General features: G+C 61.8%; 16 protein-coding genes. 9 read left to right on the top strand and 7 right to left on the bottom strand.

Features of this window, described 5'->3' with window-relative positions:
• The first annotated feature begins 185 nt into the window (after window positions 1–185).
• Window positions 186–749: a TetR/AcrR family transcriptional regulator gene (locus CKW21_RS15350; protein WP_095194787.1), complete on the top strand. Its 564-nt coding sequence runs from the start codon at window positions 186–188 to the stop codon at window positions 747–749.
• Window positions 750–805: 56 nt separating this feature from the next.
• Window positions 806–1,282: a nuclear transport factor 2 family protein gene (locus tag CKW21_RS15345; protein ID WP_095194786.1), complete on the top strand. Its 477-nt coding sequence runs from the start codon at window positions 806–808 to the stop codon at window positions 1,280–1,282.
• Between the two features lie 118 nt (window positions 1,283–1,400).
• Here CKW21_RS15345 and sfnG read toward each other — a convergent pair whose 3' ends face one another.
• Entirely contained in the window at window positions 1,401–2,492 is a 1,092-nt protein-coding gene (sfnG, locus tag CKW21_RS15340; protein WP_095194785.1) for a dimethylsulfone monooxygenase SfnG, read from the bottom strand.
• Window positions 2,493–2,836: 344 nt separating this feature from the next.
• Here sfnG and CKW21_RS15335 point away from each other — a divergent pair, with 344 nt between their 5' ends.
• Window positions 2,837–4,075: an acyl-CoA dehydrogenase family protein gene (locus CKW21_RS15335; RefSeq protein ID WP_095194784.1), complete on the top strand. Its 1,239-nt coding sequence runs from the start codon at window positions 2,837–2,839 to the stop codon at window positions 4,073–4,075.
• Window positions 4,076–4,258: 183 nt separating this feature from the next.
• Window positions 4,259–5,038 (top strand): TSUP family transporter, encoded by a 780-nt coding sequence (locus CKW21_RS15330; protein WP_095194783.1) that lies wholly within the window; start codon window positions 4,259–4,261, stop codon window positions 5,036–5,038.
• Here the strand turns inward: CKW21_RS15330 and nudC are convergent.
• From nudC to CKW21_RS15315, 3 genes are all read right to left on the bottom strand, one after another.
• Window positions 5,006–5,836, bottom strand: coding sequence for an NAD(+) diphosphatase (nudC, locus tag CKW21_RS15325; RefSeq protein ID WP_095194782.1), 831 nt, complete (start codon window positions 5,834–5,836; stop codon window positions 5,006–5,008). The two genes, CKW21_RS15330 and nudC, sit on opposite strands and share 33 nt — an antisense overlap.
• Window positions 5,837–5,843: 7 nt before the next feature.
• Window positions 5,844–6,656: a crotonase/enoyl-CoA hydratase family protein gene (locus CKW21_RS15320; protein WP_095194781.1), complete on the bottom strand. Its 813-nt coding sequence runs from the start codon at window positions 6,654–6,656 to the stop codon at window positions 5,844–5,846.
• Between the two features lie 207 nt (window positions 6,657–6,863).
• Window positions 6,864–7,637: a class I SAM-dependent methyltransferase gene (locus CKW21_RS15315; RefSeq protein WP_095194780.1), complete on the bottom strand. Its 774-nt coding sequence runs from the start codon at window positions 7,635–7,637 to the stop codon at window positions 6,864–6,866.
• Window positions 7,638–7,824: 187 nt separating this feature from the next.
• Between CKW21_RS15315 and CKW21_RS15310 the strand changes: the two genes are divergently transcribed.
• The 3 genes from CKW21_RS15310 to CKW21_RS15300 all read left to right on the top strand — a co-directional run bounded on the left by CKW21_RS15310 (window position 7,825) and on the right by CKW21_RS15300 (window position 9,668).
• Window positions 7,825–8,358, top strand: a complete 534-nt coding sequence (locus CKW21_RS15310; RefSeq protein ID WP_095194779.1) for a tetratricopeptide repeat protein — start codon at window positions 7,825–7,827, stop codon at window positions 8,356–8,358.
• Window positions 8,359–8,424: 66 nt separating this feature from the next.
• Window positions 8,425–8,910: a sigma-70 family RNA polymerase sigma factor gene (locus CKW21_RS15305; protein WP_095194778.1), complete on the top strand. Its 486-nt coding sequence runs from the start codon at window positions 8,425–8,427 to the stop codon at window positions 8,908–8,910.
• Window positions 8,907–9,668, top strand: a complete 762-nt coding sequence (locus CKW21_RS15300) for an anti-sigma factor (RefSeq protein WP_095194777.1) — start codon at window positions 8,907–8,909, stop codon at window positions 9,666–9,668. The genes CKW21_RS15305 and CKW21_RS15300 overlap by 4 nt, the downstream gene beginning before the upstream one ends.
• A 140-nt stretch (window positions 9,669–9,808) precedes the next feature.
• Here the strand turns inward: CKW21_RS15300 and CKW21_RS15295 are convergent, their stop codons facing one another.
• The 3 genes from CKW21_RS15295 to CKW21_RS15285 all read right to left on the bottom strand — a co-directional run bounded on the left by CKW21_RS15295 (window position 9,809) and on the right by CKW21_RS15285 (window position 12,195).
• Window positions 9,809–10,081: a hypothetical protein gene (locus CKW21_RS15295; protein ID WP_095194776.1), complete on the bottom strand. Its 273-nt coding sequence runs from the start codon at window positions 10,079–10,081 to the stop codon at window positions 9,809–9,811.
• Between the two features lie 109 nt (window positions 10,082–10,190).
• Window positions 10,191–11,489, bottom strand: a complete 1,299-nt coding sequence (locus CKW21_RS15290) for an ATP-binding protein (protein ID WP_095194775.1) — start codon at window positions 11,487–11,489, stop codon at window positions 10,191–10,193.
• A 4-nt stretch (window positions 11,490–11,493) separates the two neighbouring features.
• A complete protein-coding gene (locus tag CKW21_RS15285; protein WP_095194774.1) occupies window positions 11,494–12,195 on the bottom strand; it encodes a response regulator transcription factor in 702 nt (233 codons plus the stop codon).
• A 291-nt stretch (window positions 12,196–12,486) separates the two neighbouring features.
• On the opposite strand from CKW21_RS15285, the gene CKW21_RS15280 reads away from it, so the two are divergent.
• Together CKW21_RS15280 and CKW21_RS15275 are read left to right on the top strand one after the other, a co-directional pair.
• The gene (locus CKW21_RS15280; protein ID WP_095194773.1) at window positions 12,487–13,644 is read left to right on the top strand and encodes an efflux RND transporter periplasmic adaptor subunit; all 1,158 of its coding nucleotides are present in this window, start codon (window positions 12,487–12,489) and stop codon (window positions 13,642–13,644) included.
• 15 nt (window positions 13,645–13,659) lie between these two features.
• Window positions 13,660–16,758 (top strand): efflux RND transporter permease subunit, encoded by a 3,099-nt coding sequence (locus CKW21_RS15275; RefSeq protein WP_095194772.1) that lies wholly within the window; start codon window positions 13,660–13,662, stop codon window positions 16,756–16,758.
• The last annotated feature ends 26 nt before the right edge of the window (window positions 16,759–16,784 follow it).

The raw sequence follows: 16,784 nt of genomic DNA, 5'->3' as shown, positions 1-16,784 counted from the left end.
TCGAGAGCTTACACCATGGATCGGCTTGGGTCTTGTTACTGTCTGTAAGGACCCCATCGCCAGCAGGCTGGCCCCCACAGTTTGAACGCGTCCATCTGTGGGAGCCAGCCTGCTGGCGATGGCAATCTATCTGACAACACAAAAACCATTTGACCAAGGAGAACGATCGTTCTACTGTTAGCCACATGAACGATATTACTAGCAACGACACACGCGACATCATTCTGGATGTCACCGAAAAGTTGATCTACAAAAGTGGCATTGCCGCCACGGGCATGGATCTTCTGGTGAAAACCGCCGGCGTCTCCAGAAAAAGCATCTACCGCTACTTCGCCAACAAGGAGGAGCTCACCGTCGCGGCCCTGCAACGTCGGGACCAACGCTGGATGCACTGGTACAGAAGCGAGGTCGACCAGGCTGAAACGCCGGCCGACCGCCTGCTCAACCTGTTTACCGTGCTCAAGTCCTGGTTCGTCTCCGAAGGCTTTCGCGGCTGCGCGTTCATCAACACCAGCGGCGAAACCGGCGATCCGCAAGACCCGGTTCGCCTGGTCGCCAGGGACCACAAACAGAAACTGCTCGACTACGTGTGCGAGCTGTGTACCGAACATGGCGCCGAAGATCCGCAGCTGCTGGCCAAACAGCTGCTGATCCTGATTGACGGTGCCATAACCGTGGCGCTTGTAATGGGTGATCACAGTGCCGCCGATAATGCGCAATGCATGGCGCGAAAGTTATTGGACCTGTAACAACTTAATCAAGCCCGACAACTTGCTCTAACGTTAATTTTCTACGGAGACTTGAAATGTCTAATGCCGAAGTTCGTCCGCCATTGCCGCCCTTCACCCGTGAATCGGCCATCGGAAAAGTCCGCCTGGCCGAAGACGGCTGGAACTCCCGCGACCCGGAACGCGTGTCGCTGGCCTACACCCTGGACACCCAATGGCGTAACCGCGCCGAGTTCGCCTACAACCGCGAAGAAGCCAAGGGTTTCCTGACCCGTAAATGGGCCAGGGAGCTCGAGTATCGCCTGATCAAGGAACTCTGGGCGTTCACCGACAACCGCATCGCCGTGCGTTATGCCTATGAGTGGCACGACGATTCGGGCAACTGGTTCCGTTCCTATGGCAACGAAAACTGGGAGTTCAACGAGCAAGGCTTGATGGCCCACCGCTTTGCCTGCATCAACGACATGCCGATCAAGGAAAGCGAGCGCAAGTTCCACTGGCCACTGGGGCGTCGTCCTGACGACCATCCGGGGCTGTCGGATCTCGGCCTCTAAACACTGAACCAAATGTGGGAGCGAGCCTGCTCGCGAAGGGGCCGTCAGGTTCAACATTCATGTTGACTGATGCATCGCTTTCGCGAGCAGGCTCGCTCCCACAGTGTTTCTTCGGTAATCAGGCGACCGCGGCCTGGTTCAAATGCGCCTCAGACTCCAGCTTACGCACCAACGGCAACACCCGACTGCCGAAATACTCGACCTCCTCCTGAAAGTGCAGGAACCCCGCCAGCACCAGGTCCACACCCACCGCCTTGAGTGCCACGATGCGTTCGGCGATTTGCTCGGGCGTGCCGATCAGGTTGGTCTTGAAGCCATCGTTGTATTGCACCAGATCCTCGAAGGTCGATTTCGCCCAGTTGCCCTCACCTTCGGGCGACGCCCTGCCCGCCTGTTTCGCTGCATCGCCAAAGGCATTGACCGCTTCCGGATCGGCCTGATCGATGATCTGCGCCAGTACCGCTCGCGCCTCCTCTTCGGTATCCCGGGCAATCACAAACGCGTTCACGCCGATTTTCACCGAATGATTGTTCGCCGCCGCCTTGGCGCGGATGTCATCGACCTGGACCTTGATGCCTTCCGGCGTGTTGCCGTTGGTGAAGTACCAATCCGACACCCGCGCCGCCATGTCCCGTGCCGCGCGGGAGCTGCCGCCCTGGAAAATTTCCGGCCGGCCCAGGGGCTTGGGTTTGAGGCTGTAATGGTCGAATCGGTAGAAGTCGCCGCGAAAGGTGAAGTTGTCCTGGGTCCAGATGCCTTTGAGCGAGCGAATGAACTCTTCGGAACGGCGATAGCGTTCGTCGTGTTCCAGCCAGTGTTCGCCGATGGCCTGAAATTCGCCCTTGAACCAGCCGCTGACGATGTTCACCGCCACCCGGCCATCAGTGAGTTGATCGATGGTCGCCAGTTGCTTGGCCGCCAACGCCGGTTGCCATGGCCCCGGCAGGATGGCGGCGATCACTTTCAGCCGGGTCGTCGCGGCCAGCAACGCGTGACTGAACGCCACCGACTCATGCTGGTATTCAGCACCGTAACCGGCGGTGAAACGAATCTGCGTCAGGGCATATTCAAACCCCGCCTCTTCGGCCAGTTGTGCCAGTTTACGGTTGTAGTCGATGCCCCAGTGGGTGCGTTGCTCGATCTTGCTGACCACCAGCCCACCGCTGACGTTAGGTACCCAGTAGGCAAATTTGACGGCTTGCTGACTCATTGGCGTGTCCTCGGGACGTTGGGGAGTCCTTTGGCATGAGCAGCAAGCGTGCCAGTGCTTCGCACTGTTGTCTTGAACCAAGCGCAAACCCCTGTGGGAGTGAGCCTGCTCGCGAAAGCGGTGTGTCAGGCGACGCATCTGCTGGATGTTCAACCGCCTTCGCGAGCAGGCTCGCTCCCACAGGGTTGCGGGTGTGGTAGAAGGCAAATTGCTGTTGCGCTGTTGGTATGACAACAGTTCAGGCTGAATCTGAATCCTTCTCCCCAGCAAATCCAGGCGCCTTCTCCCCGGCATGGACCGTGCAATCCCATGTGGCATCCACTGTCCAATCCAGGAGCCGCCCCATGACAGACCACCCAATCATCAACCCGCTGTCCGTCGGCACTGACTATGAGTCATTGGCCGCCAGGTTCCGGCCGATTTTCCAGCGTATTGCCGAGGGCGCCGTCGACCGTGAACAGTCGCGCACACTGCCCTATGAACCGATCCGCTGGCTCAAGGAAGCCGGATTCGGCGCCGTGCGGGTACCGCGTGAATATGGCGGTGGCGGCGCTTCGCTGCCGCAGTTGTTTGAACTGTTGATCGAACTGGCCGAGGCCGACTCGAACATTCCACAGGCACTGCGCGGCCACTTTGCCTTTGCCGAGGATCGCCTCAACGCCCCGTCCGGGCCGGTGCGGGATCTGTGGTTCAAACGCTTTGTCGCCGGTGACATCGTCGGTTGCGCCTGGACCGAAATCGGCAACGTGGCCATCGGCGACGTTGTCACTCAAGTCTCACCCGAGGGCGATCGGTGGCGGCTCAACGGCGAGAAGTTCTACAGCACCGGCAGCCTGTTTTCCGACTGGATCGATGTCTATGCCCAGCGCAGCGACACCGGTGGCGACGTGATTGCCGCGGTCCGCACGCGCCAGCCCGGCATCGTGCAGAGCGATGACTGGGACGGCTTCGGCCAGCGCACCACCGGCAGCGGCACGTCGCGGTTTGTCGATGCCGAAGTGGAAGCCGAAAATGTCATCGACTTTGCCACCCGCTTCAAATACCAGACCGCGTTCTATCAGTTGGTCTTGCTGGCGACCCTGGCGGGCATCGGCCGTGCGGCGTTGCGAGATGTTGCCCGGCACGTGCGTGAGCGCCAACGCATCTACAGCCATGGCAATGCCCGACGCGTCAGCGAAGACGCGCAAATCCAGCAAGTGGTCGGGGAAATTGCCGCATCGGTGTATGCCGCCGAGGCCGTTGCCTTGAGGGCTGCACACCCGGCGCAGCAAGCGTATCTGGCGCGCTTTTCGGGCGATGAGGCGCTGGAGCGTGCGGCCAATGTGGCGGCGGAAATCGAATCGGCGAAGGCACAGGTGGTGGTCACCGAGCTGATCCAGCGCGCCACCACCCAGTTGTTCAACGCGCTCGGGGCATCGGACATACGCCAGGGCAAGGCGCTCGACCGGCATTGGCGCAATGCGCGAACCGTGTCGTCGCACAATCCGGTGATCTACAAGGCGCGGATTGTCGGGGATTGGGAGATCAGCGGGACCGAGCCGCCGTTTGTGTGGCAGATCGGCAATGGGCCACAGGCCAAGTGATGTAGCGTCTGGAAGTCAGTCTTCGCGAGCAGGCTCGCTCCCACAAGGGGAACGCATTTCAACTGTGGGAGCGAGCCTGCTCGCGAAGAGGCCACACAGGTCGCCGCAAAGGCGGGATATGGGTAAGATATCGGCCCTTCCCCGCAGCCCCTTTGCTGCACCCCTGCCGATTAAGCCGATTCCATGCCTTTCGAACTCAGCGTTGACCTCACCACCCTGGCCATTCTGGCCCTTGTCGCTTTCATTGCCGGATTCATCGACGCCATTGCCGGCGGCGGCGGTCTGTTGACCACCCCGGCCTTGCTCACCGCCGGCCTGCCACCGCACCTGGTGCTGGGCACCAACAAGCTCAGTTCGACCTTCGGCTCGGCCACCGCCAGTTTCACCTTTTACCGTCGCAAGCTGTTTCATCCCCGGCAGTGGATGCACGCCATCGTCGGCACCCTGGTCGGCGCCCTGACCGGTGCCGTGGTGGCGCATTACCTGCCGGCGGAATGGCTGAACAAAATGCTCCCGGTGATCGTCTTCGCCTGCGGCCTTTACCTGTTGTTTGGCGGTACGCCGAAAGCGCCGCTGGACAGCAACGCACCGATCAAGAAAAAGTGGCAATCGACCCAGGGCTTCAGCCTCGGTTTCTACGATGGCGTGGCCGGACCCGGCACCGGTGCGTTCTGGACCGTCAGCAGCCTGCTGATGTACCCGATCGATCTGGTCAAGGCCAGCGGCGTGGCGCGCAGCATGAACTTCGTCAGCAACATTGCGGCGCTGTCGGTGTTCGTGTTTTCCGGGCAGGTGGACTGGATCATCGGCCTGTGCATGGGCCTGTCGGTGATGGTCGGCGCCTTCTTCGGCGCTCGCACCGCCATCAGCGGCGGCGCGAAATTCATTCGTCCGGTGTTCATCACCGTGGTGCTGGGGCTGACCGTGCGGCTAGCCTGGCAACACTGGTTCAGCGTGGCCTAAACGCCGCGCCACGTAGACGTCGATCAGGTAACGGGCTATCGAGCGTGAAGCCGGCAACGGCGGCAACGCGTGAACGTTGAACCACTGGGCGTCTTCGATTTCGTCTTCCTGACAGACGATCTCGCCGCCGGCGTATTCGGCATGGAAGCCGAGCATCATCGAGTGCGGGAACGGCCAGCACTGGCTGCCCATGTACTGGATGTTCTTCACGTCGATCCGCACTTCTTCGCGAACTTCGCGAATCAGGCAGTCCTCGGCCGATTCGCCTGGCTCGGCAAACCCCGCCAACGTGCTGTAGACCCCGGTGACGAACCGCGGCGAGCGTGCCAGCAGCACTTCATCGCCTCGGGTCACCAGCACGATCATGCTCGGCGAAATCCGCGGGTAGCTGCGCAAATCGCAGGGCTGACAGTACATCGCGCGTTCGCGCGGCACCTGGGTCATGGCCTGACCACAGTTACCGCAAAAACGGTGCTCACGGGCCCAGGTACCGATCTGCGCGGCGTAACCGAGCACCTTGTAGACCGTGTGATCGCCTTCGAGCATGAACGCCCGCAGGCCTTTCCAGTTGCAGCCCGACACTTCGCTGTGACTGCGCAACTCCAGCAGGTACACCGGCTCGCCATCAAGATGACCGATACCGTGTTCGGCGAGTATCGACAGGTCCTGGCGCTTGAGCCATTCACGGGGGAACAACGCGCCGTTGTCATCGAACAGGAAGCCTTCGGGGCTACGCGCCACGGCCCAGCCGCCAGGTTGATCGGTGTCCAGAACTGCAGTGGTCCAGCGTGAAGTCATTTTTCAATCAATCCAGAAATTCGGGTTTCTGTTTGCTCATATGGGCGGCCATGGCCACACGCAAGTCGGTGGATTGCAGCATGGCGGCGTTCCATGTAGCGACGTATTCGAGGCCGTCATCGATGCGATGGTCGCGCATGTAGCTGATCATCTCCTTGGTGCCGGTGACGGCAATCGGCGACTTGCCTGCAATCTCGCGGGCAATGTCCATGACGCCGTCGAGCAGGCTGGTGGTGTCGCTGTAGACGCGATTGACCAGGCCCATGCCACGCGCTTCGTCGGCGCCGAAGGTGCGACCAGTGTAAGCCAGTTCACGCAGCATGCCGTCACCAATGATTCGCGGCAAGCGTTGCAGCGTGCCGACGTCGGCGGCCATGCCGATGTCGATTTCCTTGATCGAGAACTGCGCGTCTTCGGCGGCGTAACGCATGTCGCAGGCGGCGATCAGGTCGATGGCGCCGCCCAGGCAGTAACCCTGAATCGCCGCGAGCACCGGTTTGCGGCAGTTGTCGACAGCATTGAACGACGCTTGCAAGGTGAGGATCTTGCGTCGCAGCAGACGCGCATTACGCCCGACGTCCTTGCCCAGTTCATTGGCCACGCCAGCCAGCATCATCAGGTCGATGCCCGAGGAAAAGTGCTTGCCGGCGCCGCTGAGGACCACCACGCGCACTTCGTCGGTGTCGTCGACCCACTGGAATATCTCGATGATTTCGCTCCAGAACGCAGCGTTCATCGAGTTGATCTTTTCCGGGCGATTGATCTGCACATGAGCGATTTTATCGACCAGTTCGACGGTGAACGCGGTGTATTGAGACATGCCGGTGATCCTTTTAGCGGGCAAAAAAAGAGACCCGACTATAACAAGGCATGGAGGTGGGCAGTAAGGCAGTGGTTCGGCCAAAAGCGGGACTGCTTTTGGACATGGGGTGTCTGGGCGGGCCTCTTCGCGAGCAGGCTCGCTCCCACATTTGAAATGCGTTCCACTGTGGGAGCGAGCCTGCTCGCGAATGGCCGCACAACCGATCTAACTGCCCTTCACCGCCACAAACACCGCCGTTTCATAGGGCACCGTCACCACATCCCGCCCCCGCAGCCCAGGCTCACCCGCGATCATCGCCCGGATCTGTTCATCAACCTTCGCCCGCTCAGCCTCCGGCAGCGCTGCGATGAAACTGGTGGAGCGCACCCGATTGAAAATCACATCCTCCGGCGACCCGGTATGGCCATGGCTGAAATGCTGCCCCTGCAACGGCCCGAACGCTGGATGCGGAAACACCCGACGCCAGGCCCCGGTGTAATAACGCGGTGTATCGCCTTGCAGCGCATTGACGATCGCGTCCAGTTTCGGCACCCAACCGACGCGGGTGTCACGCAGGTTCCACACCAGCCCCAGCTTGCCGCCGGGCTTGAGTACGCGGGCGATTTCGTCAAGGGCTGCGCCGCTGGCGAACCAGTGAAACGCCTGGGCACAGACCACCGCATCCACCGAGGCATCCGGCAAGGGCAAGTCCGTCGCCGTGCCGTCGACAGCCAGGACGTCGGGAAATGCCCCGGACAGTTTTTCCAGCATCTGGGCCACCGGTTCCACGGCGATGACTTGTGCGCCGGTCGCCACCAGCCGGCCGGTGAACTTGCCGGTGCCGGCGCCGAGGTCGACGACGGTTTTATCCGCATTCAACCCGAGGGTGCCCGTCAACCAATCACCTACCTGCGGCGGATAGTCCGGGCGCCCGCGCACGTAAGTGTCGGTACCGGTCTTGTAGCCGGCGGCCGCCGCGTGGTGAATGTGATCTTTCATGGCAAAACTCCAGATCGACGAACGATGCCAACGAGCATAACCCTTCGATTTGAGCTTTCCTTGCACAGAACGCCACAAAAAAATGAATAATTGTTCACGCTGTGGTGTTCAAGTTAAGCGGGTCACCGGCTCACGAGTTTTTCGGCCTGTTCGATGTCCCAACCCTGACACCCCTGGAGCATTGTCCATGATTAGCCGTTATTCGATGTTCACCGTTGCGCTGACATTGGCGACTGTCCTGCCCGGCTCGCACGCCTGGGCCAACGGCGAGGAAGACACCCCGGCCAAACCCCAGTGCCCCAGAGATCAGGTCTACGACCCCAAGTCGCACAAATGCGTCAAGCAGACCAGCAACCGGGTGTCCGATGCAGACCGTACCGATTACGCGTATCGACTGGCCAAGGACGGACGCTACGAAGAAGCGCTGGCATTGCTCGACACACTCAAGGAACCCCGCACCGCCAAGGCCTTGAACTATCGCGGCTACGCCACGCGCAAACTGGGGCGCACCGATGAAGGCATCGGCTTTTACCTGCAATCGGTCAAGCTCGACCCGCACTACGCAAAGGTCCGCGAGTATCTCGGCGAAGCCTACGTCATCAAGGGTCAACTGGATCTCGCCCGGGAACAGTTGCAGACAATCAAATCGATCTGCGGCAACACCACCTGCGAGGAATACCAGGACCTGGCCGAAGCCATCAACGACTCATCGAAAACCTGATATTTCGAAATAACGGAGGCCGTTATCGCCAGCGATCAGGCAATACGGACAGAACTGGGCCAGCACCTGGCGCGTTTGTGGCGCTACGGCCTGCTGCTGTCCCGGCAGCGGCACGTCGCCGAAGACCTGGTGCAAGCCACCTGCGTGCGGGCGCTGGAACGGGCCGGGCAATTTGAGTCGGGCACGCGCATGGACCGTTGGCTGATGAGCATTCTGCATTCGATCTGGCTCAATGAGGTGCGTGCGCGGCGGGTGCGTCACGGCCAAGGCACAATAGAGGGTGATGAGGTGTTGTCGTTCGACGGTGAGTACGTGGCGCAAACCCATGTCATGGCGGCGCAAGTCATCCGCCGTGTGGATGCGCTGCCTGAAGCCCAGCGCGAAACGGTGTTTCTGGCCTATGTCGAAGGCTTGTCCTACCGCGAAGTCGCCGACGTGCTGCAAGTGCCCATCGGCACCGTCATGAGCCGCCTGGCCGCCGCCCGGGGCAAACTTGCTGAATACCCGCCGTTGCAGTCCGTGTCCAACCCTTTCACCGGAGAACGTCGATGAACGCGTCAATCCCGGATGAGCAACTGGTGGCTTACCTGGACGACCAACTCGACGCCGAACAGCGCCGGCGCATCGACGCGGCCGTGGCCGAAGACCCGATGCTCGGCCTGCGCCTGCAATGGCTCAACCGCAGCAGCCTGCCGTTCAAGGCGGCCTACGATGAGTTGGGGCACCAGGCGCCGGTGGATCGCCTGCAAGCCATGCTCGACACCCTGCCCTCGCCGGCCCGTCCGGCACTCAATCGCCGCTGGTTCCTGGCGGCGGCGGCCGGGTTGGTGGTGAGTGGCGTGCTGGCGGACCGCCTGTTTTTAGGCTGGCAAGCGAGCCAGGAAAATAGCAGCTGGCGCCAATTGGTGGCGGACTACATGGTGCTTTACGTCCCGCAAACCCTTGAGCATTTGCCCAACGACGAAGCCGCCCAGCGCCTGCAACTGCACACCATCGACAAGCGCCTGGGCTTGCACCTCGCGCCCGCGCAGTTGACCTTGCCCCGCGCCGAATTCAAACGCGCGCAAATCCTCGAATACGATGGCGTCCCCATCGCCCAGATCAACTTCCTCGATCCGATCCATGGACCGATGGCGCTGTGCATCACCCGTTCCAACAGCGGCAGCCGGGACTTCGCCCAGGAGCGCCGGCACGAGATGAACATCGTTTACTGGGCTGACATGGAACATGCGTGGATGTTGATCGGACGCAATCCGATGGCGGAGCTGGAGGGCATGGCCAAGGCGTTGCGCACCCGCTTAAGTGCGTGATGAGCCCTTTGTGGCGAGGGAGCTCGCTCCCGCTCGGCTGCGAAGCAGTCGCGAGACCTGCGCGCCGATGACTGAAATAATGCCGGGGCCGCTTCGCGCCCCAACGGGAGCGAGCTCCCTCGCCACAGAGTCGCCGGCGATCAGACAGACCTGCTGCCAGCTCCAGACTTCACAAGATCCTGCGCCCTCGGAAATTCCCCTGAAGAATCCAGTACCAACGTGTATTTCACCTTGTCGCCCACGAAAAACTGATCCTGTCCCCCCGGCGTGAGATTGGGGCCGATCCTGACCGCCAGCCTGGAACAGCCGTCATCCGGCATGACCATGGCGAACTTCGTCCACAGGGTATCGACCCAGACTAGCCTGATCGCGTTGATCGTCCCTTTGCCAATGCTTGTTGTTGGCGCTTCCATCTCCACCCTCCAGTCATCAGTGCGTGGCGCGACATCCTGACTGCACAGGGACCATGAAACGCCTAAATGGCAAAGGTGACTACTGTCAGGTTTGACAGGTCATGTGGTGTCAAACCGGCGTCGGCAACCACAACCTGAACCGCGCCCCGCCCAACGGCGAGGCTTCCACGGTCAAGGTGCCGCCCTGCGCTTCCAGCGCCCGGCGACTGATCGCCAGCCCCAGGCCAAAGCCGCCGGTGGCGCGATCCCGGCTGCGGTCGAGGCGGTAGAACGGTTCGAAAATCCGCTCGCGCTCGTCATCCGGAATGCCGATGCCGTCATCGTCCACCCAGATTTCACAGCCCTTGGGGCACACCTGCACACCGATCTGGATGCGTTTTTCGCAGTAACGCATGGCGTTGCGCAGCAGGTTTTGCAAGGCGCGGGCGGTCAGGCGCGGGTCGAGGGTGAAGCGTTCGAGCTGGCCGTGCAGCAGCACGTCGATGACAATGTCCGGCGATTGCTCGTCGTCGACGCTGCCCAGGATGCTGTCGATGAATTCATCCAGCGACACTTCCACCTGTTCCGGCACCCGCGCCGGGTTTTGCAGGCGGCTGTAGGACAGCAGCTCCAGCACCAATTCATCGAGTTCGCGAATGTGATCCACCAACCCTTGCAGGCGCTGGCGGCTGGTGGCCGGCAGGTCGTCGGACAGGGCCAGGGCCAGGCCGAAATCCAGGCGGGTCAAGGGTGTGCGCAGTTCGTGGGACACCGCGTTGAGCAGGTCGCGCTGCTGGTTCAGCAGGTTTTCGATATCACCGGCCATGGTGTCGAAGACGTTGGCCAGGCTACCGATGTTGGAATGGGCGGGAATCTGCGTGCGCTCGCTCAACAGGCCCTTGCCGAACCGTTCAGCGGTGCCTTTGAGTCGTTCCAGATCGCGCCAGTGCGGCCGTAGCCACAGCAACAGGCAGGCGAGCATGGTGGCGCCGATCAGCACGTTGATGCTCCAGTACAACAGGCTGACGTCCATCGGGTCCGGCGGCACCACCATTTGCACCACGGTGTGCTCGTCCAATGGCGCCACCGCCAGGGTGCGCCAGCCCCAGTCGCCGATGCGCACCACGTTCTCGCCACGCTGCAATCGTTCCTGCTCATCGAGGGTCAAATCAGGATCGTCGTTGGCGCTGAGCACGATGTGCAACGGATGGAACTCTTTGTCCATTTCCGCCGCCAACGCTGGCCACTCTTCGGTCGGCACCGCCTTGAACTGTTTGACGATGAGGGTTTGCAGCCCTCGGGAGTAATCGAGGTTGTAGGTGAGAAAACGCTCCTGGAACACCTTGATCACCAGGTCCGGCACCAGATAGATCGCCGCGCTGTACGAAATGATCGTCACCAGGTACAGGCGAAACAGCAGTCTGAACATGACCTCAGCATTCCCATTCGGAACGGCTGAACAGGTAACCCTTGCCCCACACGGTCTTGATCTTGCGCGCCTCGCCGGCATGATCATCGAATTTGCGCCGCAGCTTGGAGATCGCCACGTCCACCGAACGGTCGGTGCCGTTGAACTCGATGCCGCGCAGGCGTTGCAGGATCTGGTCGCGGCTCAGCACTTCGCCGGCATGCCGGGCCAGCACCACCAACAAATTGTATTCGCCGCTGGACAGTTCCACCGGCTGCTCGCGCCAGGTCACGGTGCGCTCGGACAGGTCGATGCACAGGTTACCCATCAGAATGCGGTCATTGGCGGTCTGCGGTTCGCTGAGACTGCTGCGCCGCAGCAAGGTACGCACCCGGGCCAGCAATACCCGTGGTTCGCAGGGCTTGGTGACGTAGTCGTCGGCGCCCATTTCCAGGCCCAGCACCTGATCGTGGCTGTCGTCGCGGGCGGTGAGCATCAGGATCGGCAGCGTCGCGGAGTCGGCACGCAGCAGGCGACAGACTTGCAGGCCGTCGAGACCGGGCAGCATCAGGTCGAGGATCACCAGATCCGGCGGCGTGACCCGCGCCCGCTCGCGCACCTGATCGCCACGGCTGATGACGCTGACGGAATAACCGTTGCGTTCCAGGTAGCTGGCGATCAGTTCGGCAAGGGCGGTGTCGTCTTCGACCAGGAGGATGTTGGGCATGGGTGTTTCCAGAAAGTGCAGTGGCGTCAGTCAGGGCCTCATCGCTGGCAAGCCAGCTCCCACAAGGTCCGGTGTGTACATAAATCATGTGAACACCATCAACCACTGTGGGAGCTGGCTTGCCAGCGATAGCGGCCTGACAGGCGCGATAAATTTCAAGGATTCAAGGATATACGCCCCTGCACACTCCTGAGTAAAACCCTTACACAATTTCACACAGCGCCAACAAAGCTTCACCGCTACCCTCGCCGTCGCCCAGTAGGATGCTGGGGGTCATTATTGGGGTAATTCATGTCTAAGAATCTGCTTGCCAGACTCAGCCTTCTGGCCCTGGCGTTGACGCTGAGTGCGTGCGACAAGGCCTCGACCGCCGAAGAACAGGCGCCGTTGGCCAGTGTCCGCGTCGAGACTGTCGAAGCCCGGCCGCTATCGATCACCAGTGAACTGAGCGGACGCATCGCCGCGCCGCGCATTGCCGAAGTCCGTGCCCGTGTCGCCGGCGTGGTCCTGCAGCGCACCTTCCGCGAAGGCACCGACGTGAAAAAAGGCGATGTGCTGTTGCGCATCGACCCGGCACCGTTCAAGGCTGACCTGGACAGTGCCGAAGCGGTATTGCGCAAAGCCGAGGCCAACGCCTTCCAGGCCCGGTTGCAAGAGCAGCGTTACGCGCAGTTGATCGACGACAAGGCCATCAGCGGCCAGGACTACGACAACGCCCGGGCCACTGCGCGACAGACCGCCGCCGACGTTGCCGCCAGCAAGGCCGCCGTTGAACGGGCGAAATTGAACCTCGGCTACGCCACCGTCACCGCGCCGATTTCCGGGCGCATCGGTCGCGCACTGGTCACTGAAGGCGCCCTGGTCGGGCAGAACGAAACCACGCCACTGGCGCTGATTCAGCAGCTGAACCCGATCCACGCCGACCTCACCCAATCGACCCGCGAACTCAACGATCTGCGCCGCGCCTTCCGTTCCGGCCAGTTGCAGGAGGTCGGCCAGGGTCAGGCCAAAGCCACGCTGATTCAGGACGATGGCAGCCTCTACCCATTGCCGGGCAAATTGTTGTTCAGCGACATCACGGTCGACCCGGGCACCGGCCAGATCATCCTGCGCAGCGAATTCCCCAACCCGGACCTCGACTTGCTGCCCGGCAGCTTTGTGCGGGTGCGCCTGGAGCAAGCGGTGAACCAGCAAGGCATCAGCGTGCCGCAACGGGCGATCCAGCGAGACAGTGCCGGCGTCGCGCAAGTGCTGCTGCTCGATGCCGAACAACGGGTCGGCCAGCAACCGGTGGAGTTGGGCGCGGTGCAGAACGATCGCTGGATCGTCACCCGTGGCCTCAAGCCCGGCGACCGCATTGTCATCGAAGGCCTGCAACACGCCAAACCCGGCGAAAAAGTGCAGATCGACGACACCCCTCTTCCACTTGCCCAGGTTTCTGGCCAGTAAGCAGGACGCTAGTTTATGCCGCAGTTCTTTATCGACCGCCCGGTGTTCGCCTGGGTGGTCGCCCTGTTCATCCTGCTGGCCGGTGCCCTGGCCATTCCACAGTTGCCGGTGGCGCAATACCCCGACGTCGCGCCGCCGCAGATCGAAATCTATGCCGTATACCCCGGTGCGTCGGCGCAGACCGTCGACGAAAGCGTGGTCAACCTGATCGAGGAAGAGCTCAACGGCGCGGACCACCTGTTGTATTTCGAGTCGCAAAGCAGCCTCGGCAGCGCGACGATCAAGGCGACCTTCCAACCGGGCACCGACCCGGAAATGGCCCAGGTGGATGTGCAGAACCGGTTGAAAGTCGTGGAGTCGCGCCTGCCGCAAGCAGTCAATCAGCAAGGCTTGCAGGTGGAGAAGGTCTCCGCCGGTTTCCTGTTGCTGATTACCCTCACCTCCAGCGACGGCAAGCTCGACGACGTGGCGCTCAGCGACTATCTGGCGCGTAACGTGATGAACGAGATCAAGCGTCTGGACGGTGTCGGAAAGGCCCAGTTGTACGGCGCCGAGCGAGCGATGCGCATCTGGATCGACCCGCAGAAACTGATCGGTTTCAACCTCACCCCCGCCGACGTCAACGCCGCCATCGTCGCGCAGAACGCCCAGGTTTCCGCTGGCAGCATCGGTGATTTGCCGAGCCGCACGACCCAGGAAATCACCGCGACCATTCTGGTGAAAGGCCAGCTGTCGACGCCCGAAGAATTCGCCGACATCGTGCTCAAGGCCAACCCGGACGGCTCGACGGTGCGCATCGCCGATGTCGCTCGGGTCGAGATCGGCAGTCAGGAATACCAGTTTTCCACGCGCCTGAACGGCAAGCCGTCGACCGCCGTCGGCGTGCAACTGTCGCCGGGGGCCAACGCCCTGAGCACCGCGACGCTGGTGCGGGCGAAGATGGATGAGCTGTCGCGCTACTTCCCGGCCAACGTGGAGTACAAGATTCCCTACGACACGTCGCCCTTCGTCAAAGTCTCGATCACCAAAGTGGTCTACACCCTGCTTGAGGCGATGGTGCTGGTGTTCGCAGTGATGTTCCTGTTCCTGCAAAACATCCGCTACACGCTGATCCCGACCCTGGTGGTGCCGGTGGCGTTGATGGGCACCTTCGCGACCATGCTGGCCCTGGGTTTCTCGATCAACGTGCTGACCATGTTCGGCATGGTGTTGGCCATCGGCATCCTGGTAGACGACGCGATCGTGGTGGTGGAGAACGTCGAGCGGATCATGGCCACCGAAGGCCTGTCGCCCAGGGACGCGACACGCAAGGCGATGAAGCAGATCACCGGCGCGATCATCGGCATCACCCTGGTGCTGGTGGCGGTGTTCATTCCGATGGCGTTCATGCAGGGTTCGGTCGGCGTGATTTACCGGCAATTCTCGCTGTCCATGGCCACCTCGATCCTGTTCTCGGCCTTCCTCGCCCTGACCTTGACCCCGGCGCTGTGCGCGACGCTGCTCAAGCCCATCGCCAAGGGTGAGCATCACGAAAAAACCGGGTTCTTCGGTTGGTTCAACCGCCGTTTCGAGCAGCTCACCACACGTTATCAAGGCTGGGTCGCCTATGCGTTGAAACGCAGCGGTCGTTATCTGCTGATCTATGGGGTACTGCTGGTCGGTCTGGGACTGTGCTTCAGTCGTCTGCCCTCCTCGTTCCTGCCGGTGGAGGATCAGGGCTACACCATCACTGACATCCAGCTGCCACCGGGTGCGAGCAAGAACCGCACGGTGCAGGTGGTCGAGCAGATCGAAGCGCACAACGCCACGGAACCGGGCGTTGGCGACAGCACGGTGATTCTCGGCTTCAGCTTCTCCGGCAGCGGCCAGAATGCGGCGCTGGCGTTTACCACGCTCAAGGACTGGTCCGAGCGTGGCGGCGATGACTCGGCGAGTTCGATTGCCGATCGCGCCAATATCGCCCTGAGCCAGATCAAGGACGCCATGGCCTTTGCGGTCTTGCCGCCACCGGTGGATGGCCTCGGCACCTCCAGCGGCTTCGAGTTCCGCCTGCAGGACCGTGGCGGCCTCGGTCACGCCACGTTGATGCGCGCGCGCACCGAGCTGCTGGCGGCCGCCGAGAAGAGCCCGATCCTGATGAACGTGCGCGAAAGCGCCCTGGCCGAAGCACCGCAAGTGCAATTGATCGTCGACCGCAAACAGGCGAATGCGCTGGGCGTGTCCTTCGCCGATATCGGCAGCGTGCTGAACACCGCCGTCGGTTCCGCCTACATCAACGACTTCCCCAATCAGGGGCGCATGCAGCGGGTGGTGGTGCAGGCTGAAGGCGATCAACGCAGTCAGGTCGAGGACCTGTTGAAGATCCACGTGCGCAACAACGCCGGGAACATGGTGCCGCTGTCGGCGTTTGTCCAGGCGAAATGGACCCAGGGGCCGGCGCAGCTGACCCGCTACAACGGCTATCCGGCGATCAGCATTTCCGGCGAACCAAAGCCCGGGTACAGCACCGGTGAAGCGATGACCGAAATCGAGCGCCTGGTGTCACTCGGCCCGGCGGGACTGGGTCAGGAATGGACCGGCCTGTCGTTGCAGGAGCGTTTGTCCGGCAGTCAGGCGCCGATCTTGCTCGGCTTGTCGTTACTGATCGTGTTCCTGTGCCTGGCGGCATTGTACGAGAGTTGGTCGATACCGACCTCGGTGCTTTTGGTGGTGCCGCTGGGTGTACTCGGCGCAGTGTTGGCCGTGACGTTGCGTGGCATGCCCAACGACGTGTTTTTCAAGGTCGGCCTGATCACCATCATCGGCCTGTCGGCGAAAAACGCGATCCTGATCATCGAGTTCGCCAAGAGCCTGGTCGACGAAGGCCACGACCTGATCGACGCCACCCTGCAAGCCGCGCGCCTGCGGTTGCGGCCGATCGTCATGACCTCCCTGGCGTTCATCCTCGGCGTGGTTCCGCTGGCGATTGCCACCGGCGCCAGCTCGGCAAGCCAGCAAGCCATCGGCACCGGGGTGATCGGCGGCATGATCACCGCGACCCTGGCAGTGGTGTTCGTGCCGGTGTTTTTTGTGGTGGTGATGAAGCTGGTGCGGGGACGGCACCGGCAGGCTTAAGCCACACGCCGACCCACTGTGGGAGC

Source organism: Pseudomonas sp. Irchel 3A7 (assembly GCF_900187565.1).
Classification (GTDB): domain Bacteria; phylum Pseudomonadota; class Gammaproteobacteria; order Pseudomonadales; family Pseudomonadaceae; genus Aquipseudomonas.
The sequence above is the reverse complement of the archived record's forward strand: the minus strand, read 5'-3'. Positions and strand labels throughout refer to the sequence as shown.